Consider the following 19,754-nt stretch of genomic DNA (forward strand, 5'->3'; position numbering starts at 1 on the left):
CGAATGCCGCGATCCTTCGGCTTTCGCTCTGCCGGCGCATACGGTAAGCGACACGGCATCCTGCGTAAACTACGAAGTAGAGGACGGCTCATGGAATTTTTCGCGACCAGCAGTGCGCCTGCACGTCAACGCACCGAGTGTGCGATCGTCGGCGTGTACGACAAAGGCGTCCTGTCCGAGACAGCGTCAGAGCTCGACAGCCGCAGCGGCGGACGTCTCGCAAAGCTGGTCAAGAAGGGCGATCTGCGCGGCAAACCAGGCGATGTCATCATCCTCGCCGATCTCGACGGTGGTCCGTGCGAGCGAATCGTCGCCATCGGTCTGGGCGTCAAGGGCGCGTTCAACCGCAAGCAGTACCGGCGCGCACTCAATGCAGCGCTGACGGCTATCGCCAAGACCAATGCCCGCGAAGCCATCAACTACCTGGCGCTCGAAGTCGTCAAGGACGCGGACAGCTACACGCTCGCGCGCATCGCTGCCGAGGTTGCCGGCAACTCGGCCTATCGCATCCCGGATCACAAGACTGCCAACAAGCGTCCCAAATCGCGACTGACGAAGCTCGGCGTCAGCACCACACGCAGTGATCGCAGCAGTGTGGAGCGCGGCCTCGAGCATGGTCGCGGCATCGTCGCCGGCATGTCGCTCATGCGCGACCTCGCCAATCAGCCAGGCAACGTCTGCACGCCCTCCTATCTCGCCAATGCCGCGAAGACACTGGCGCGCGAGTACCGCGCGATCAAGACGCGCATCCTCAACGAAGCCGACTGTCGCAAGCTGAAGATGGGGTCGTTCCTGTCGGTGACTGCTGGCACGGATGAGCCGGCACGCCTGATCGTGCTCGAGTACTACGGCGCGGAGCGCAGCAAGGCGCCCGTCGTCCTGGTCGGCAAGGGCGTGACATTCGACACCGGCGGCATCTCTCTCAAGCCACCACCCGGCATGGACGAAATGAAGTTCGACATGAGCGGCGCGGCCTGCGTGCTCGGAACGTTCAGGGCGATCGCCGAACTGAATCTGCCGATCAATGTCGTGGGCGTCGTCCCGGCCTGCGAGAACATGCCGAGCGGCCGCGCGACCAAGCCCGGCGACATCGTGAAGAGCATGTCGGGTCAGACCATCGAAGTGCTGAATACGGATGCCGAAGGTCGCTTGATCCTGTGCGATGCGATTACCTACGCCCGCCGTTTCAAGCCCGACACACTCATCGATATCGCAACGCTCACCGGCGCGTGCGTCATGGCGCTCGGCAATCAGATGTCGGGTCTCTTCAGCAACGACGATGAACTGAGCAATGCGCTCGCCGAAGCCGGCAAGCGTGCCGACGATCGCGCCTGGCCGCTGCCGATCGGGGAAGAATACGCAGAAGGCCTCAAGAGCAATTTCGCCGACATGGCCAACATTGCCGGCCGCGAAGGCGGCGCCATCACGGCCGCCTGCTTCCTGGCGAAGTTCACTGACGGATTGAAGTGGGCCCATCTCGACGTCGCCGGCACCGCGTATCAGTCAGGTGCCAACAAATCGAGCACGGGCCGCCCCGTACCGTTGCTGGTCGACTACCTGATCAACCGCTAGTCCGTGCCCCGCGTCGACTTCTACGTGCTGTCACAGGAGGCGCCCGATGCGCGCCTCCGCGTCGCGTGCCGTCTCATCGAGAAGGCCTACGACCAGAACCTGCGAACGTACGTGCAAACGGTATCGCTGGCCGATGCACAACGTCTCGACGAACTGCTCTGGACCTTCAACGACCAGGCGTTCATTCCGCATGAAGTCAGCAATGGCAGCGGCGCATCGCACGAACGCGTCGTTGTGCTGCTCGGCGAAGCACCCGCTCCACCCAGCCATCGACAGCTGCTCATCAATCTCGCCAACCGCCTGCCGGCCGACTTCGAAAATTTCGAGCGCGTCGCCGAAATCGTCGACGTCGATCCGGAGAACAAACGGCTGTCGCGCGAGCGTTACAAGGTGTATCGCGAACGCGGCTGCGAACTCGACACTCACAATCTGTGAGAAAGCGGGTACGCAAATGAGCACATAGAAGAACGCACAAGACCACGAAATCTGGAAGGGTCAGAGGCAGGACTGCGAACCTCCGCCATAGCTTCTCGTTTTGCATTCCTTTGTGGGCTTCGTCTGCGCTCCTCTGTGTACCTGTTTTTTTAGGCCGTATCCGCGCCTACCCTGGCCCAGCCAGCATGATCCACCACCGCACCCGCCGCGCCGCGAAGGAACGCATCGCGCCACGGCTGCGGCAGTGACTGCTTCGTCAGGGTCTTCGAGTTCACGTGCACGTACACGGTTTCGGCGGTGGCGATCACGGGTTCGTGGCCGGCGATGCGAAATTCGGTGGCGAGCGTAAACGACGTATTGCCGATGGTCTTTGCAGAGACGGACGCTTCGATCACCTGGTCGTAGCGCGCTGGGGCCTTCCATTCGAGCGTCTGTTTGACGAGTTGGTAGTCAAGTTCGCCCGTCTGCAGTTCTTTTTCGAACCCCAGCGCACGCAGCCATTCGGCTGTCGCGAGATCAACGTAGTCGGCATAGCGCGCGTTGAAGACGACCTTCTGGGCGTCGCACTCCCCGTAGCGCACGCGCAGGTAATACCTGAAGCGATCCATCCGGACTGCCCTCAATTCCTGAACCAGTAGAAGATTGCCAGCGCCACGCCGACCACGACGACGATCCAGCGCAGGGTGTCGGGATTCAGGCGGCTGGCGACGCGACCGCCGAGTGCTCCGCCAACCATGGCACCCAGCGCCATCACGCCGGCCAGCAGCCAGATCAGCTGATCGGAGAACAGGAAGAACACGGCGGCGGCAATGTTCACGCTGAACGCGATGATCTGCTTGAGCGCATTCAGGCGCGTCAGCGAGTCTTCCACCGTCGCGCCAAGAATGGCGAGCACCAGGACACTCATCCCGGCTGTGAAAAATCCGCCGTAAACACCAGCTGCCGCGACCGCAATGACCGGAACGAACCGGCTGTGATGCGCATGTCGGCTCTCGGCCAGCCGACGGACGACCCAGGCCCGCACCCGGTTCTGAAAGGCCAGCAACACCGCTGCAAAGAACAGCATGTAGGGCACCAGCGCTACAAACGTGCGTTCGCGGGTGTGCAGCAGTATCACGGCGCCCACCAATCCGCCGATCACGGCCGCAGGAATGCAAAGCAGCAGCCGCTCGCGCTGACCCCGCAGATTGCCCAATTGCGCGAGGGTCGCGCCCAGATAGCCGGGAGACAGGGCTACAGCGTTCGTGACATTGGCGGCAATCGGTGGAATGCCGAGCGCCAGCAGGACCGGAAAGCTGATGAGCGTGCCGCCGCCCGCCAGGGCATTCACGGCTCCGGCGGCCGCGGCGGCGAGTGCAGCGATTGATAGTTCGAGGGGTGACATGCAGGAAGGGTGAGCATACCGACTGACTGACTGCTTCGCTGATCCTGACCTGCCGGCCAGCGGACCGTCGGCCGGTTGGCCAGCTGGCCCGCTATAATTGCCGCCCCTTCGACTCCTGACCCTCCCGACAGCCGCCCATGGAAAAGTCCTACAACCCCCGCGACATCGAGCAACGCATCTATCAGCGGTGGGAGGAAAACGGCTGGTTTGCCCCGCAAGGCACGGGCACACCCTACTGCATCATGATCCCGCCGCCGAACGTGACGGGCACGCTGCACATGGGCCACGCGTTCCAGCACACGCTGATGGATACCCTGACGCGCATGCACCGGATGGATGGGAACAGCACCCTGTGGCAGCCAGGCACGGATCACGCCGGTATCGCGACCCAGATGGTCGTGGAGCGCCAGCTCAACGCCGCCGGACAGAATCGCCATGACATCGGACGCGAGGCCTTCGTCGAAAAAGTCTGGGAATGGAAAGGCCAGTCGGGCGACATCATTTCGCGCCAGGAACGGCGCCTCGGCAATTCCGTCGACTGGTCGCGCGATCGCTTCACGATGGACGAAGGCCTGTCGAAGGCGGTGAGCGAAGTCTTCGTGCGGCTCTACGAAGACGGCCTGATCTATCGCGGCAAGCGGCTCGTCAACTGGGACCCGGTGCTGCACACCGCGCTCTCCGACCTCGAAGTCATGCAGGAACCCGAGCAGGGCCACCTCTGGCATCTGCGTTATCCACTTGCCGACGGCACCGGCCAGCTGGTCGTGGCGACGACGCGCCCGGAGACCATGCTCGGCGACACCGCGGTCGCCGTGCATCCGGACGACGAGCGCTACAAGCACCTGATCGGCAAGAAGATCCATCTGCCGCTGACCGACCGTCTGATTCCGATCATCGCCGATGAGTACGTCGACCCCGCCTTCGGCTCGGGCTGCGTCAAGATCACGCCGGGACACGACTTCAACGACAACGAGATCGGCAAGCGCCACGACCTGCCGCTCATCAATGTGTTCGACGCCAATGCGGCACTGAATGATTCCGTGCCGGAAGCGTATCGCGGGCTCGACCGGTTCGAAGCGCGCAAGCGCATCGTTGCGGATCTGGAAGCACAGGGCCTCGTCGAAAAAATCGAACCGCATACGCTGCAGGTGCCGCGCGGCGATCGCAGCGGCGCGGTGCTGGAGCCCTGGCTCACGGACCAGTGGTACGTGCGCATTGCACCGCTGGCGGAGCCGGCAACCCGCGCCGTCGAAGACGGACGCATTCGCTTCGTCCCCGAGCACTGGGCCAAGACCTACTACCAGTGGATGAACAACATCCAGGACTGGTGCATCAGCCGTCAGCTCTGGTGGGGTCACCAGATTCCGGCCTGGTACGACGATCAGGGCAATGTCTACGTCGCACGCACTGAATCCGATGCTCTGCAGCAGGCACAGGGCGCACTGAACCGCAGCGATGTCGTGCTGAAGCGCGACGACGATGTGCTCGACACCTGGTTCTCCTCGGCGCTGTGGCCGTTCTCGACGCTCGGCTGGCCGGAAGAGACGCCGGAGCTGAAGAAGTTCTATCCGACGTCCGTGCTGGTCACGGGCTTCGACATCATCTTTTTCTGGGTCGCCCGCATGATCATGATGGGCATGAAGTTCACGGGCGAAGTGCCGTTCCGCGAGATCTACATCACGGGCCTGATCCGCGACGAGAACGGCGACAAGATGTCGAAGTCGAAGGGCAACATCATCGACCCGCTGGACCTCATCGACGGCATCGATCTGGGATCGCTGGTGACGAAGCGAACCTCCGGCATGATGCAGCCGCACCTCAGGACGAAAATCGAGAAGGCGACGCGCAAGCAGTTCCCTGAAGGCATCCCGTCCTACGGCACCGACGCGCTGCGCTTTACCTTCGCGGCGCTGGCGACCATGGGCCGCGATATCCGTTTCGATCTCGGCCGCGTCGACGGCTACAAGAATTTCTGCAACAAACTCTGGAACGCTGCGCGCTATGTGTTGATGAACACCGAAGGCCAGGACAATGGCCTGACCGGTGATGTCGAGTACTCGATCCCGGATCGCTGGATCCGCTCGCGACTTGGTTCCACCGTCGAAGACGTGCGGCGACTGCTGGCCGAGTATCGTTTCGATCTCGCCGCGCAGAAGCTGTATGAATTCGCGTGGTACGAGTACTGCGACTGGTATCTGGAGCTGTCGAAGCCAGCTCTACAGTCGGAGTCGGCGACTGCCGCACAGAAGCGCGGCGCCCGCCGCACGCTGCTCGATGTGCTCGAAGCGTATTTGCGGCTGCTGCATCCGTTGATGCCCTTCGTCACGGAAGAAATCTGGCAGGCCGTCGCCCCGCTTGCCGGTCGCAAGGGCGAGACCATCATGCTGCAGCCCTATCCGCGTGAAGCGGAATTCCCGATCGATCAGGCGGCGGAAGATGCCATTGCACCGATCAAGGCAGTGATCCTCGGCGTCCGTCAGATCCGTGGCCAGCTCGATGTCGCGCGTTCGCGGCAGATTCCGGTGTTCATCAAGGCGGCCTCGAGCGAGGACTGGCGATTGATCGAAGCAAACGCGGACCTGGTCCGCTCGCTCGCCAATCTCTCGGATCTCACCCCGATCACCGACGAGTCGACCTTGCCGCCCACGGCCATGCAGCTGGTCGAAGGCCAGATCGTGCACTCGCCGCTCGCCAGCCTGATCGATGATCCCGACGCGGAGCTGACACGCTTGGCGAAACGCAAAGCGAAAGCTCAGAAAGAGCTCGGAGTCTCTGAGGTAAAGCTAGGCAATCCGAAGTTTCTGGATAGCGCACCAGCAGCGGTCGTCGAACAGGAACGCGCACGAATTGCCGAACGCCAACATGAGATCGCGCAGATCGAAGAGCAGGAACGCCGGGTCCGGGAGCTGAAGGACTAGCGGCAGCAGGAAGAAGAACCTCCACGGGGAACACGGGGTAACACGGGGTCGGAAAATCCAAGGGCAGCCGATCGATACTCTCAACCCCGTGGTTCCCCGTGTTCCTCGTGGAGATCTTTTTTCTTCCGTCTCTGCAGTCTCCATGAGGCCCCTGCACTTGCGTTTTGAACCTGACCCGTGACACTAGCCGCTGACCCAAGGCCATCGGCGTAGTGTTCATGGATTCAACTGTTCCGACGCTCATCACGCAGGCGAACCCCGTCGAACTCGTCGGGGCAACCATTGCACAGCTCGGCCGCGTCATCCTGGGAAAGGAACACCAGCTGCGGCTGAGCATCGCGTGCCTGCTCGCCCGCGGCCATCTGCTGATCGAAGACATCCCGGGTGTGGGCAAGACGACGCTGGCGCATGCGCTCGCCGAAACACTCGGCCTGCACTACCAGCGCATCCAGTTCACCAGTGACCTGTTGCCTGCCGACATCATTGGCGTGTCGATTTTCGATCGCGAGACCAGCGACTTCCGTTTTCACAAGGGACCGATCTTTGCGCAGCTCGTCCTTGCCGACGAAGTCAATCGCGCCTCACCGAAATCGCAGAGCGCATTGCTCGAGGCGATGGAGGAACACCAGGTGACGGTCGACGGCCAGACCTATCCGCTCGCGGCGCCCTTCTTCGTGATAGCCACGCAGAATCCGATCTACCAGATCGGCACATTCCCGCTGCCTGAATCGCAGCTCGATCGTTTCCTGCTGCGCATCCAGCTGGGATATCCCGATGCAGCGCAGGAACGCAGCCTGCTGATCGGCCAGGACCGGCGCGACATGCTGGCCACCCTGCCGCCAATGCTCACGCCGCAGCAGTTGTTGCTGCTGCAGACCATGGTGCCCAGAGTGCATACCTCGGATGCGCTGCTCGACTACGTGCAGGCCGCCGTGCGTTACACGCGCGAGGCTCCGCACTTTCAAGCAGGACTTTCGCCGCGCGCCGCCATTGCGTTACTGCGCGCTGCGCAGGCGTGGGCGTTGATCCACGGTCATGCCGGCGTGCTGCCTGAGGATGTGCAGGCCGTGCTTCCCGGCGTCGTCGGCCATCGACTCAAGCTGCGGGACAGCGCAGGCACAGTCTCCGCAAGCGAGATCGGCGACATGGTGCTCAAAGCGGTCGCGGTACCGTAAGAGGCGTCGGCTAGCCGTCAGCCGCCAGCCGGAACACCCCAGCAATGCGCTCACTTCCAGCCCGGCTTCGTCGCAAGACCCGCGCCTGGGCTCGCCGGCGCCATGGCATCGATCCCGATCCTGTCGATCTGTCCTCGCGTCGCATCTATATCCTGCCGACCGGCCTCGGCGTCGCGTTCGCCCTGATGCTGTTCGCCATGTTTCTCGGCGCGATGAACTACGGCAACAATCTCGCGCTGGGCCTGGCTTTCGTGCTGGGCTCGCTCGGGCTGACAGCCATGCACTACTGTCATCGGAATCTCGCGGCCGTGCGCATCGCCTCCGCCGCGAGCGAGCCGGTGTTCGTCGGCGAAGAGGCCCGCTTTCGCATAGCGCTCGAGAATCACGCGCCGCTCGCGCGTCATGAATTGACGCTCGGCAACGATCAAGGCACGTCGCGGCCCGTGCGCCTCGATCCAGGCGCGCGCGCCGTTCTCACAGTGAACGTCGCGGCACAACGGCGCGGCTACCTGCCGCTCGATCACTTCGATATAGCCACACGACATCCGTTCGGCCTCTTCCGCGCGTGGGCCTATCTGCACATGGATGTAAAGTGCGTCGTCTATCCACGCCCCGCACCTCGCGGTCTGCCGCCTCCGCCGGTCGAAACGGACACGGGCGGGGCACAGGACTCGGCACGCGGCGGCGATGAGGACTTCGCAGGACTGCGCAGTTTTCATCCCGGCGATTCGCTGCGGCACGTCGCCTGGAAAGCGTACGCGCGAGGTCAGGAGCTGCAGGTGAAGGTCTACGCCGGCACGGCCGTGACCTCGCATCTGTTCGATTGGGAGAGTTTGCCGGGACTCGACGTCGAGGCACGCCTGTCGCAACTCTGCCGCTGGATCGAGGATGCCTACGCCGCAGGACATGCCTTCGGCATCAAGCTGCCCGGCGTCGACCTGCCTGCGGATATTGGTCCTGCGCACCGCCAGCGATGCCTCATGTCGCTCGCACTGTTCGGCACTCAGGAATCACAGCCGTGATCACGGTGCTCGACCCAGCGCCGCGGTTCACACAGCAGCTTAGCTGGGTCGTCGCTGCATTCCTGCTGACGCTGCTGCCGCACGTGCCGGACCTGCGATTGTGGATCGTGCTGTTGGCGCTGATTGCCATTGCCGTCCGGCTCGCCATCGAACTGCGTCACTGGAAGCTGCCGCCGAAGATCGTGCGCATCGGCGTTGCCATTGCCGCCATGCTGGGCGTTCTGGCGAGCTACCGGACATTGAACGGCATCGAGGCTGGTACCGCGCTACTGGTGCTGATGGGCGCGATGAAACTGTTCGAGACCAGCAATCGTCGCGATCTGACCGTGGTGATTTTCGTTGCCTACTTCCTGCTGTTCGCGGGCTTCCTCTACAACCAGTCTCTGTTGCGACTGCCATGGATGCTGGCGACGGCATGGCTGCTCACGGTGACGCTGATGCGCACGCATCAGACGGCGCCGATGAACATGCGGGAAGCCCTGGGACTCACCGGCAAGATGCTGCTGCAATCCCTGCCGCTGGCCATCGCGCTGTTCCTGTTCTTCCCGCGATTGCCCGGACAGTTCTGGGCCGTTCCCGGTCGCGAGACGGCAGCCACCGGCATCGACGATGAAATGTCGCCGGGCGATGTCTCGGAACTCAGCCTGTCGAGCGCCATCGCGTTTCGCGTGCGGTTCGAAAACGAATTGCCGCCGCCGCGCCAGCGCTACTGGCGCGGCCCGGTGCTGCACGATTTCGACGGCCGCACCTGGCGGCGGCTGCAACAGTTCCTGCCAGACCAACCGGTGACGACCAGCGGTCCGACGTATCGTTACACGGTCACGCAGGAGCCCAGCAATCGTCCGTGGATCTTCGGCCTGGAAGCGGTGACCGACTGGCCGCGCGAACGCGCGCGGCTTCTGTACGACCGCCAGATGCTTGCCATGGGGCGGATCTCATCACTGAGTTCATTCGACCTCGAATCGCAGCCGGAGTACCGCTTCGAGGGACCGTTGCCGGTGTCGACGAGAAATGCCGCCCTGCGCCTGGGCGAGCGCAATCCCCGATCGAAACTGCTGGCCCAGGAACTCTATGCGCAAGCGGGTAGCCCGGAGGCGTTCGTCGACGCCGTGCTCGATAAATTCCGCGAAGAGGAATATTTCTACACGCTCGAACCGCCGCGACTGGACGCCGACTCGGTCGACGATTTCCTGTTCAATACCAAACGCGGCTTCTGCGAGCACTTCGCCTCTGCCTTCACGATGCTGGCGCGCGCTGGTGGAATTCCTGCGCGTGTCGTGCTCGGTTATCAGGGAGGCGAATTCAATCCGATGGGCGGTTACCTGATCGTGCGTCAATCCGATGCGCATGCCTGGTCGGAAATCTGGATCGACGGCAAGGGCTGGGTGCGCGTCGATCCCACGGCGGCTGTTGCACCGGAGCGAGTGGAACGAGGAATGGAGGCCGCACTGGGCGACGACGAACCGGTGCCGGGCCGACTCATGAAGCGCTTCGATACGCTGGCGCAGCTGCAGCTCGCCTGGGATGCCCTCAACACGTTCTGGAACAACCAGATCGTCGAGTTCGGCGCCGGTCAGCAACGCTCCATGCTCGAATGGCTTGGCATCGAGGACGCCGACTGGGAGGCTCTTGGCATGGCGATGGTCATCGCGATGGCGACGTTCTTTGCCGCGCTGACGGGCTGGCTCGCCTGGCGCTATCGACCGCGACAGCTCGATCCGTTGGTGCAGGTGTACACGCAGCTCTGCCATCGGCTGGAAAAAAAGCAACTGGCACGCGCCGTTCATGAAGGTCCTGACGACTATCTGAAGCGTGTAGCGCGGGCTCGCCCTGATCTGAACCGTCAGCTGGAGGAGATCCGTTCGCTCTATATCGACCTGCGCTACGGGCCATCGCCCCTGGCCAATCAGCTCAGCCGTCTGAAATTCCTGGTGGGCCGGTTGAAAGTGTAGGGAACGGCAGCATGGAGGCAGGGAACCTCCGATTTACCCCAGACGCGCTTGCGTTGCCCTTCCAATCGTCTGAAGCAAGGCGCAAAGCGCAGCCCATATGTCGATATGGGCAAGCTTTGTCCCCCAAGGGGATTTCCTGCGGGGCATAACGCAGCAGCAGACGATTCGAAGGGCAACCCATTGAAAGCTTGTTTACACATTGGATGGGACGAGTTCAGGGCCGCCCAGGGCGTTGTTGTGACCGACGGAAATCCCCGTGGGACCGCTCGCTGGAGTACGTCAAGTACACGGCGCTCGCGGACGCCTAGCCCTGGGCGGCCCTGAACTCGTCGCAAGCGCGTCTGGGGTAAATCAGAGGTTCCCTATGCCTGCCCTCATCCTGGCCATAACAATCGTCATCGGTGCAATTTTCTGGTGGCTCGGCCTGCCGGCCCTGCGCGCGCGGCGACGCGTCGCCATCAGCCTCGAGCCGTTGCCCCACGCCTGGCAACAGTGGCTGCGCGACGACGTCCCCGCGTATCCGCGCCTGCCGTCCACGCTGCAGCAACGCCTGCATGGGCTGATCCAGATCTTCGTGCGCCAGAAATCCTTCGTCGGCTGCAATGGGCTGGTTGTCACCGAACGGATGAAAGTCGTGATCGCTGCGAATGCCTGCTTGCTGGTGCTGAACCGGCCCGGCGTACCGCGGGAAAATCTCTACGATGATCTGCTTTCCATCCTGATCTATCCGACACCGTTCATCGTGCGCGAGAACCACCGCCATGCGAGCGGCCTCGTCAGCGAGGGTGCGCGCGTCCTGTCCGGCCAGGCCTGGGACTCGCGCCGGATCATCCTTTCGTGGGAAGACATCGAACATGCGCCGAGCCTCGGGCACAACGTCGTGCTGCACGAGTTCGCGCACTACCTCGACATGGAAGACGAGACCATGGACGGCGCGCCGGGCCTCGCCTCGCCCGCAGAATTCCGCGAATGGTCGACGATCTTCTGGGAGGAGTACGACCGCTTGCGCGCCAACCTGCAGGCCGGCCTCCCCAGCCTGATCGATCCGTACGCGGCGACGGCGCCCGCCGAGTTCTTCGCCGTCGTCACCGAGGTTTTTTTCGGCCGGCCACACGAACTCGACCAGCAACACCCGCTGCTCTATCAGCAGCTGCGCAAGTACTACCGCCTCGATCCAGCTCGGTGGGAAAGCTGAGAAGACGAAGATTCACACAGAGAGCACAGAGTACACAGAGGTCGGAAAGAACAAAGGTCCCGCTTTCCAAAAAGACTGCGACTTACCTGCTGTTCGTCATTCCCGCGAGGGCGGGAATCCCGGGCCTCCCTAACTCTGTGTTCTCTGTGTGCTCTGTGTGAAATCCTGCTTCTTCTGCTTTGCGGCCACCACCAGCAAGGCACCGCCGGCGATGAACAGGACGACGATCGAGAGGATTGCCGTGCGCGAATTGCCGGTGAGCAGTGCGGTGATGCCCATCAGGAACGGGCCTAGCACCGCGGCGAACTTGCTCATCATGTTGTAGAAGCCGAAGAACTCGCCGGTGCGATCCGGCGGGATGAGACTGCCGTAATACGAGCGGCTCAGGCTTTGAATGCCGCCCTGCACGCAGCCGGTCGCGGCGGCCATGATGAAGAACTCGGTCACTGTGTTGAGCATGGTTGCGTAGATCGTGACCACGGCATAGACGGCGATACAGATGAAAATCCCCAGGACCGGGCTGAGACGCTGGCCGATCCAGCCAAACAGCAACGCCGCCGGGAAACCGATGAACTGCACCATGAGAATGGCCTGGATCAGCCTCGACGACTCCAGCCCAATCGCCAGGCCATAGTCGACGGCCATCTTCTGGATCGTGTTCACGCCATCGATGTACATCCAGTACGCCAGCAGGAAGAACACGATCGCGCGGTACTTGCGGACTTCACGCACCGTCGCCGCCAGCTCGGCAAAGCTCTGGCGCAACGTCGACCGCGCCGGATTGCGCTGTGGCGCCGGCCGCTCGCGCACGAACAGGAAAATCGGAATCGCGAACAGCGCCCACCACACCGCGGCGGAGATGAACGACGCTTTCACTGCCTCGGTCGCATCGGCAAAGCCGAAGAACGCCGGATCCAGCGTCATCCATACGTTGATCGCGAGCAGCACGCCCCCGCCCATATAGCCGATGGCGTAGCCGAAGCCGGATATCGAATCGAGGCGGTCGCGCGGCGCGACGTCGATCAGCAGCGAGTCATAGAAAATGATGCCGCCCCAGAAACCCATGGAGCCGAGCGCAAACAACAGCGCCGCCCACTGCCACTGTCCCTGCGCCACGAGCCCGAGCCCCGCGGTCGAGAGGACACCGAGCACGGTGAAGCCCAGCAGAAACTTGAGACGCGAACCGCCACGGTCGCCCAGCGTGCCGAGCAATGGCGCCATGATCGCGAGCAGAAAACTTGCGATGCCATTCACCATCCCGAGCCAGAACGTGCTCTCGGTCGCGGAGACATCCGCGCTCCAGTACTGTTTGAAGAACACCGGAAAGAACACGACCATCACCGTGGCCGCGAACGCCGAGTTACCCCAGTCGTACAGCGCCCACGCCACTACGTCTTTCTTCAGCGGCTTCATCTTCAAGCAATGCTCCCACGACCAGGCAAGAAGGCGGGTAGTACACAAAAGAGCACAAGGTCGAACACAAAGGAACGCAAGAAATCATTACCTGAGGAATCAGATCTGACTTTCCATTTTGTGTTCCTGTGCGTTCTTTTGTGCTCCTTTGCGTACGTTCTATTTCGTGGCTTTCACGCCGCCGCCGCGAGATGTTCGCGGGTTTCACGGAATGTGATGCCCGGCCAGCGTTCCAGCGTCAGCTGCAGGTTGACGCGCGTCGGCGCGAGGTACACGAGCGCGCCGGAGTGATCGATGGCCAGATTCTCGTACGCCTTCGTTCTGAATTCCTCGAGCTTCTTTGGGTCGTTGCAGTACACCCAGCGGGCGGTGAACACGTTCACGTTGTCGAACGTCGCCTGCACGCTGTATTCGTCCTGCAGACGGAATGCGACCACGTCGAACTGCAGCTGGCCGATGGCGCCCAGAATGAGATCGTTGTTGCGCAGGGGACGGAACACCTGGGTCGCGCCTTCCTCACACAGCTGATCGAGACCCTTCTGCAGCGCCTTCATGCGCAGCGGATCGCGCAATACGACGCGGCGGAACATTTCCGGCGCGAAATTCGGGATGCCGGTGAAGGTCACCGCCTCGCCTTCGGTGAACGTGTCGCCGATGTTGATGGTGCCGTGGTTGTGCAGACCGATGATATCGCCCGCGAAGGCTTCGTCGGTGTGCTGGCGATCGGCCGCGAGGAAGGTGAGCGCGTCGTTGATGCGCATCTCCTTGCGCAGGCGCACGTGGAACATGCGCATGCCCTTGGAGAATCTGCCCGAACAGATACGCATGAACGCGATGCGGTCGCGATGACCCGGGTCCATGTTCGCCTGGATCTTGAAAACGAATCCCGTGAGCTTCTCTTCCTGCGCATCGACGGTGCGTGATGTGGTCGCGCGCGACAGGGGACCCGGCGCGTACTTCACGAAGGTTGCCAGCAACTCCGTGACACCGAAGTTGTTGATCGCCGATCCGAACATCACCGGCGTCTGTCGCGCTGCGAGATATTCATCGCGGTCGAACTCCGGCGCGGCACCGCGCACGAGGTCGATCTCATCGTGGAAAGCCCGTGCACGATCGCCGAGAAATTCCGCAGCTTCCGCGCTGTCCAGACCGTCGATCGTTGCCGTCGTACCAGCCCTGCCCTTCTCGCCAGCCTGGTAGATGTAGATCCGGTCTTCCATCAGGTGATAGATACCGCGCAGTTCGCGACCCATGCCGATCGGCCACGTCACCGGGGCGCAGGAGATCTTCAGGATCTTTTCGATTTCATCGAGCAGTTCCATCGGCTCGCGACCTTCACGGTCGAGCTTGTTGATGAACGTCATGATCGGCGTGTCGCGCAGCCGGCAGACATCCATCAACTTGATGGTGCGATTCTCGACGCCCTTGGCGCAGTCGATCACCATCAGCGCCGAATCCACGGCGGTCAGGGTGCGATAGGTGTCTTCGGAGAAGTCCTCGTGGCCGGGCGTGTCGAGCAGATTCACCATGCGTCCGTCGTAGGGGAACTGCATCACCGACGAGGTGACCGAAATTCCGCGCTGCTGCTCGAGCGCCATCCAGTCGGACGTCGCATGACGTGTCGCCTTGCGGCCCTTGACCGTGCCCGCCAGCTGGATCGCACCGCCGAACAACAGCAGCTTTTCCGTCAGTGTGGTCTTGCCGGCGTCCGGGTGGGAAATGATCGCAAAGGTGCGGCGACGGGCGATTTCGTCTTGAAGCTCGGGCATGGGCTATCGGGGGGCTGGAGGCGCGGGCGCGCATTGTAGCTTGTGGGTCCGGCTTTAGCCGGACAGCCGGAGCCACATCCTGCCTCCAGTCCAGGGTTCGCCTGCAGGCCGAACCGAGCAATGGCGCTATTGGCGCGCCTCGATCACGCTCTTCGGTTCCAGCGGCAGCTTGTAGATCAGGGCATCTTCCCGCCCACCAACGGCCTGGTAATAACCCTTACGCACGCCGATGCGTTCGAATCCCATCGATTCGTACAAGCCCACGGCCACCGTGTTGGACGGCCGCACTTCGAGAAAAACGTCCTGCATGTACTCGTCGCGGGCGCGATCCAGGAGATAGTTCATGAGCTGGCGGCCGACACCGTAGCCGCGCAGATCGTCGCGCACACAGACGTTGAGAACATGGGCCTCGCCCGCGCCGAACGACATGATGCCGTAGCCAGCGATCTCGCCCTGCAATTCCACGACCCGGCACAGGTAGCCGACCCGGACGCAGTCGCGGAATACGCCTTCGCTCCAGGGAAACTGGTAGGACGCCCGTTCGACCGCAGAGACCAGCGTGACGTCCGGGATCGTCATCGGACGAAAACGTACGTCGTGCAATCCCGCCGACAGATCGGGTTCAGCGCTCACGTGGCCTGCCTCGCTTCATTCGACAGCCTCTCGAACGTCTGCAGCGCCAACACCAGGTCGGCCCATGACTTGCGCTTTTCGACCGGGCTGCGCAGGAGGTACGCGGGATGGTAGGTCACGATCATCGGCCGGCCTGAAGGCAAGGTGTGTAACTTGCCCCGCAGTTTACCGATTGGCATGTCGGTTTCGAGCAGGGTTTGTGCGGCTATGCGGCCGACGCACAACAGCAACGTCGGATTCACCAGTTCGATCTGCCGGAACAGGTAGGGCAGGCAGGCGCTGGTTTCGTCCACCCTGGGATCGCGATTGCCCGGGGGTCGTGACTTCAGCACGTTGGCGATGAACACCTGCTCGCGGGCCAGGCCCATCGCCCGCAACATCGAATTCAGCAGCTGGCCGGCGCGGCCCACGAAGGGCTCGCCCTGACTGTCCTCATCAGCGCCCGGTGCTTCGCCGATGATCATCCAGCGGGCTTTACGATCACCGACACCGAACACACCCTGGGTGCGAGTCGCATGCAACGGGCACTTCGTGCAGGTGCGCACCGCATCGACCAGTTGATCCCAGCCCATCGCTGCAACTGCGTCGTCACGCGGGGGAACGCGAGTCGAGGGCTTCGATTCTGTTCTGAGTGCAGAAACCTTGGGCGCTGCAACCGGGGGAGCCACCACCCTGGACACGGCAGCAGGCGCGACCTGATGCACAGCCACCGCGGGCGGCGCCACCGCCGCTACCGATGCGCGCACGGGTTCACTCGCAGCCTGGGTCACCGCGAGGTCGCGCCGCTCCCAGACGTCGATGTCGAGCGCCCGCAGATAGTTGAGTCGTCGCGAGTCCATCGTTTACGGATGGTCCGTGACGCGCTTCTTTTTGACGAGCTTGCGCACGATCCAGAGCAGCGGGCCGGATAGCGCGTACGTACCGAAGATCAGCAGCAACAACTGCGGCGCCAGCGACAGTTGCGGCGCCAACGACGCCAGCACATAGATCAGGGGAATGACCAGCGCATAGATCCAGGGAATCCGGCCGCGCAGGTTCAGCTCCTTGCCGCTCCAGTAGGAAAATTTACTCACCATCAACGCGCCCGCGATGATCGACACCATGAAGGCCAGCACCAGCCGCGCGAGGCTGTCGAATTCGATCTCGCTCACGAGCCAGATGAAGCCGGCGACCGTACCTGCGGCCGACGGACTGGGCAGTCCCTCGAAATAACGCTTGTCCGCCACTGCCGCGCGGGAATTGAAGCGCGCCAGACGCAGACCGGCGGTAACGGCATAGAAGAACGCAGCAAGCCAGCCGAAACGCGTCCAGAACTGTCCGTAGTCGGCGATGCGCTCGATGCCCCACTGGTAGACGACGATCGCCGGAGCCACGCCGAAGGCAACCATGTCGCACAGACTGTCGTATTCCTTGCCGAACTCGCTCTGCGTGTTGGTCCAGCGGGCGACGCGACCATCGAGACCGTCGAACACCATCGCAATGAAGACCGCGGTGCCCGCGCGCGAGAAATTACCGTCGATGGCAGCGACGATCGCATAGAAGCCGCCGAAGAGCGTCCCGGTGGTCAGCAGGTTGGGCAGCCAGTACACGCCACGACCCGGTCGCGCCGACTCATCCGCGGCCTGCGGCAATGTTTCCGATTCCCGTTCTGCATTCATTCTGTGTGGACCCCTGCGCTGGGCTGCTTCCGGGGAATTGCCCGGCGTGACCTTCGGTTCCTTGCCTGATCAGGCGATCCCCGACGAAGCGGCGGCATGGATCGGCAGGTCAGCGGTGGTTGTCGACATGATAGGGTGCGTCCCGCAACGCGCACAACAACGATACCCCGCGACGTGTGACACAGATCGTGGCAGGCAATGGCGCCTGGACTACGATCCGATTTTCACGAACCCGAAGAAAATTCCGTCATGACCTTGCTGCGTCCCCTCCTGCTGATCGTTCTGTGCACCCTGGGCAGTGCGGCGCTGGCGGATCGTCAGGAAGATCCGGAACTCGGCAAACTGCTGCAACAGGCCATCGCTGCGGATCGGTGCTTCGAGGACAAATACGATCAGCAGGTCTGGCACGCGGCGATGGAGCCGAAGCTGCAGCGGATCGTCGCCGATCAAGCCGAGCGCGCGGAGATCCTTTATCACGTTCACTGCGAAGCCAAGCGCCTGAATCTGCCGCCGGGCCTGGTGATGGCGGTGATCGACGTGGAAAGCCGCTTCGACCGCTGGGCCGTTTCCTATGCAGGCGCCCTCGGCCTGATGCAGATCATGCCGTTCTGGCCACGCCAGCTCGGCATGACCAACGAACAGCTGGTGCGCATCCCGCAGAACATCCGCATGGGCTGCACGATCCTGCGGTTCTACCTGGACCGCGAGAAAGGCGATTACGCGCGTGCGCTGGCGCGCTACAACGGCAGCGTCGGACGCCGCACGTATTCAGACGTGGTGCTGCTGCGACTCGCGAACCGCTGGAAGTACGACTGAGCACAATGAACAATTGATAATTATCAATTGTTCATTGCGCCCCTATCGCGTCGCGAAGCCCACCGGCACGTCGTCGATAGTGTCGAGGTCGACCTCCCTCACTTCGACGCTCGCCACCTGCGCGGACGCCGGGCCGATGCTCAACCAGTCGATGAGCGAGGTGACGGCTGCCAATTCACCGACCGCGAGCACTTCCACTCGCCCATCCGCAAGATTGCACGCGTAACCGCTGAGCCCGAGATCGGCGGCCTTCTGCCGCGTCGATGCACGATAGAACACGCCCTGCACGCGACCCGAAACGAAACAACGTCGTGCGACGATAGCGGCCATACGGTTGAGACTGAACGAAGTCCGGACGTCAGCCGGATTCTTTGCGATTGACTGGCTGAGCGGCGCTCAACGCCTCGGTGGCGCGTCCCTTGGCCGCCACGGCACTGCGTCGGGCATTTTTATAGTCACCCTTCTGCAAACTGGTCTCCGCCTGTTCGAGAAGGGATTGCGCCTCGTTGAGCGTCTGCGGGGCTACTTCACTGGCACCCGCATCGCGCGCAGCCTGGATGGCCTGGCGAGCATTGCTCATCTCCTGCGCCGGCGCACCCGCGCACCCTGCTACACCGACACAGATCAGTGTCAGTAACAAGCAACGCAAGGATACAGGCAATGAGAGATAGGCCATGATTGGGCTGGAATTTCCACCCGACCGTAACAACGCGAGCCTACACCGTCAAGGCAACCGCGAATACAATCGCGGCACCTGGCGCGGCCTTTGGCGTTGCGCTCAACCCACATCGAATGCGACGCACGGCCACACTCAGTGCAACTCGCAGATCATTGCCGGAGTTTCCTAGCGTGACCGAAGTCCTGGTGGTGTTTTATTCGCGCAAAGGCAGCACGGCCGAGTTGGCCAGACAGATATGCCGCGGCATCGAGTCGGTAAGCGGCGCGCGCGCGAGATTGCGCACGGTGCCGCCCGTCGTGACGTCGATCGATGAACCGCAACCGGCGATTCCGTCCGAAGGCCCGCCCTACGCGACGCATGACGACCTGCGGGAATGCGATGGCCTGGTGCTCGGCAGCCCCACGCGTTTCGGCAACATGGCGGCGCCCCTCAAGCACTTTCTCGATGGCACCAGTTCGCTGTGGGTCAGCGGCACGCTGGCCAACAAGCCTGCGGCGGTCTTCACATCGACGCAGACCATGCACGGCGGCCAGGAGAGCACATTGCTCAGCATGATGCTGCCGCTGATCCATCACGGCATGGTCATCGTCGGACTTCCTTACACTGAAGCCGCGCTCACCCATACGACGAGCGGTGGCTCGCCCTACGGCGCGAGCCATGTCGCGCTCGGCGAGACGCAGCCGCGACTGTCTGACGATGAGAAGGTTCTGGCGCAACGGCTCGGCCGCCGGGTCGCCGAACTCGCCGTGAAGTTGCGCTCGTGAGTACGTCCATCACCGGATCGCGATCGACGGCGGAAATGCTGCGGTGGTCTACGCTGGCGCTGAATGGCCTGCTCATCGCCCTGGTGCTGTGCTGGACGCTGAGCTCTGGGCTGTCGGGCAATCGCGCCCTGCTCGCGCTGTTTCTGACGCTGCCGTTGTGGGCGCCCATCCGCGGCTTCATCCGCAGCGATCGGCGTACGTATGCATGGGCAACATTGTGTGTGATCCCCTACTTCGTGCTGGGCCTGACCGAATCGGTGGCAAATCCGCACGGGCGCCTATGGTCGGGCGCCTGCCTCGCGCTCGCGCTGTTGCTGTTCGTCGCGCTGATCACCTTCCTGCGCGCCACCCGCCCGCGCTGAGCCGCGG

19 protein-coding genes are annotated in these 19,754 nt (G+C 62.7%); 10 read left to right on the top strand and 9 right to left on the bottom strand.

Translation table 11 applies throughout. From position 1 onward, the window contains the following. Window positions 1-90: 90 nt before the first annotated feature. Complete coding sequence (locus tag VIZ63_RS15005) at window positions 91-1,572, top strand: leucyl aminopeptidase (protein ID WP_331610480.1); 1,482 nt, start codon at window positions 91-93, stop codon at window positions 1,570-1,572. Window positions 1,573-1,575: 3 nt separating this feature from the next. Then, complete coding sequence (locus VIZ63_RS15010; RefSeq protein ID WP_331610481.1) at window positions 1,576-2,007, top strand: DNA polymerase III subunit chi; 432 nt, start codon at window positions 1,576-1,578, stop codon at window positions 2,005-2,007. 149 nt (window positions 2,008-2,156) lie between these two features. Here the strand turns inward: VIZ63_RS15010 and VIZ63_RS15015 are convergent, their stop codons facing one another. Next, on the bottom strand, window positions 2,157-2,615 hold the full coding sequence (locus VIZ63_RS15015; RefSeq protein WP_331610482.1) for a thioesterase family protein: 459 nt from the start codon (window positions 2,613-2,615) through the stop codon (window positions 2,157-2,159). 11 nt (window positions 2,616-2,626) lie between these two features. After that, window positions 2,627-3,391, bottom strand: a complete 765-nt coding sequence (locus VIZ63_RS15020; protein ID WP_331610483.1) for a sulfite exporter TauE/SafE family protein — start codon at window positions 3,389-3,391, stop codon at window positions 2,627-2,629. 137 nt (window positions 3,392-3,528) lie between these two features. Here VIZ63_RS15020 and VIZ63_RS15025 point away from each other — a divergent pair, with 137 nt between their 5' ends. The 5 genes from VIZ63_RS15025 (at window position 3,529) to VIZ63_RS15045 (ending at window position 11,653) form a co-directional block, all read left to right on the top strand. After that, window positions 3,529-6,309 carry a valine--tRNA ligase gene (locus VIZ63_RS15025; protein ID WP_331610484.1) on the top strand — a complete coding sequence of 927 codons (2,781 nt, stop codon included), beginning with the start codon at window positions 3,529-3,531 and terminating at the stop codon, window positions 6,307-6,309. 218 nt (window positions 6,310-6,527) lie between these two features. Beyond that, the gene (locus tag VIZ63_RS15030) at window positions 6,528-7,484 is read left to right on the top strand and encodes an AAA family ATPase (protein ID WP_331610485.1); all 957 of its coding nucleotides are present in this window, start codon (window positions 6,528-6,530) and stop codon (window positions 7,482-7,484) included. Between the two features lie 44 nt (window positions 7,485-7,528). Continuing rightward, on the top strand, window positions 7,529-8,506 hold the full coding sequence (locus tag VIZ63_RS15035) for a DUF58 domain-containing protein (protein ID WP_331610486.1): 978 nt from the start codon (window positions 7,529-7,531) through the stop codon (window positions 8,504-8,506). Then, the gene (locus VIZ63_RS15040) at window positions 8,503-10,458 is read left to right on the top strand and encodes a DUF3488 and transglutaminase-like domain-containing protein (RefSeq protein ID WP_331610487.1); all 1,956 of its coding nucleotides are present in this window, start codon (window positions 8,503-8,505) and stop codon (window positions 10,456-10,458) included. Before VIZ63_RS15035 ends, VIZ63_RS15040 begins: the two co-directional genes overlap by 4 nt. A gap of 364 nt (window positions 10,459-10,822) precedes the next feature. Then, window positions 10,823-11,653: a M90 family metallopeptidase gene (locus VIZ63_RS15045; RefSeq protein WP_331610488.1), complete on the top strand. Its 831-nt coding sequence runs from the start codon at window positions 10,823-10,825 to the stop codon at window positions 11,651-11,653. A gap of 129 nt (window positions 11,654-11,782) precedes the next feature. Here VIZ63_RS15045 and VIZ63_RS15050 read toward each other — a convergent pair whose 3' ends face one another. From VIZ63_RS15050 to pssA, 5 genes are all read right to left on the bottom strand, one after another. Beyond that, entirely contained in the window at window positions 11,783-13,066 is a 1,284-nt protein-coding gene (locus tag VIZ63_RS15050; RefSeq protein ID WP_331610557.1) for an MFS transporter, read from the bottom strand. 173 nt (window positions 13,067-13,239) lie between these two features. Further along, window positions 13,240-14,835 carry a peptide chain release factor 3 gene (locus tag VIZ63_RS15055; protein WP_331610489.1) on the bottom strand — a complete coding sequence of 532 codons (1,596 nt, stop codon included), beginning with the start codon at window positions 14,833-14,835 and terminating at the stop codon, window positions 13,240-13,242. A 126-nt stretch (window positions 14,836-14,961) separates the two neighbouring features. Then, window positions 14,962-15,468, bottom strand: coding sequence for a ribosomal protein S18-alanine N-acetyltransferase (gene rimI / locus VIZ63_RS15060; RefSeq protein ID WP_331610490.1), 507 nt, complete (start codon window positions 15,466-15,468; stop codon window positions 14,962-14,964). Next, window positions 15,465-16,307 (bottom strand): uracil-DNA glycosylase, encoded by an 843-nt coding sequence (locus VIZ63_RS15065; RefSeq protein WP_331610491.1) that lies wholly within the window; start codon window positions 16,305-16,307, stop codon window positions 15,465-15,467. The genes rimI and VIZ63_RS15065 overlap by 4 nt, the downstream gene beginning before the upstream one ends. 3 nt (window positions 16,308-16,310) lie before the next feature. Then, window positions 16,311-17,126, bottom strand: a complete 816-nt coding sequence (gene pssA / locus VIZ63_RS15070; protein ID WP_331610492.1) for a CDP-diacylglycerol--serine O-phosphatidyltransferase — start codon at window positions 17,124-17,126, stop codon at window positions 16,311-16,313. A 249-nt stretch (window positions 17,127-17,375) separates the two neighbouring features. Between pssA and VIZ63_RS15075 the strand changes: the two genes are divergently transcribed. After that, a complete protein-coding gene (locus tag VIZ63_RS15075) occupies window positions 17,376-17,942 on the top strand; it encodes a transglycosylase SLT domain-containing protein (RefSeq protein ID WP_331610494.1) in 567 nt (188 codons plus the stop codon). A gap of 42 nt (window positions 17,943-17,984) precedes the next feature. Here VIZ63_RS15075 and VIZ63_RS15080 read toward each other — a convergent pair whose 3' ends face one another. Both VIZ63_RS15080 and VIZ63_RS15085 read right to left on the bottom strand, forming a co-directional pair. After that, on the bottom strand, window positions 17,985-18,272 hold the full coding sequence (locus VIZ63_RS15080; protein ID WP_331610495.1) for an acylphosphatase: 288 nt from the start codon (window positions 18,270-18,272) through the stop codon (window positions 17,985-17,987). Window positions 18,273-18,300: 28 nt separating this feature from the next. After that, window positions 18,301-18,522 (bottom strand): DUF4398 domain-containing protein, encoded by a 222-nt coding sequence (locus tag VIZ63_RS15085; RefSeq protein WP_331610497.1) that lies wholly within the window; start codon window positions 18,520-18,522, stop codon window positions 18,301-18,303. Window positions 18,523-18,734: 212 nt separating this feature from the next. Between VIZ63_RS15085 and wrbA the strand changes: the two genes are divergently transcribed. Both wrbA and VIZ63_RS15095 read left to right on the top strand, forming a co-directional pair. Beyond that, a complete protein-coding gene (wrbA, locus tag VIZ63_RS15090; RefSeq protein ID WP_349261197.1) occupies window positions 18,735-19,385 on the top strand; it encodes an NAD(P)H:quinone oxidoreductase in 651 nt (216 codons plus the stop codon). Further along, the gene (locus tag VIZ63_RS15095) at window positions 19,382-19,747 is read left to right on the top strand and encodes a DUF2069 domain-containing protein (RefSeq protein WP_331610499.1); all 366 of its coding nucleotides are present in this window, start codon (window positions 19,382-19,384) and stop codon (window positions 19,745-19,747) included. Before wrbA ends, VIZ63_RS15095 begins: the two co-directional genes overlap by 4 nt. Window positions 19,748-19,754 lie beyond the last annotated feature (7 nt).

The organism is Povalibacter sp., assembly GCF_036520495.1.
Lineage (GTDB): Bacteria > Pseudomonadota > Gammaproteobacteria > Steroidobacterales > Steroidobacteraceae > Steroidobacter.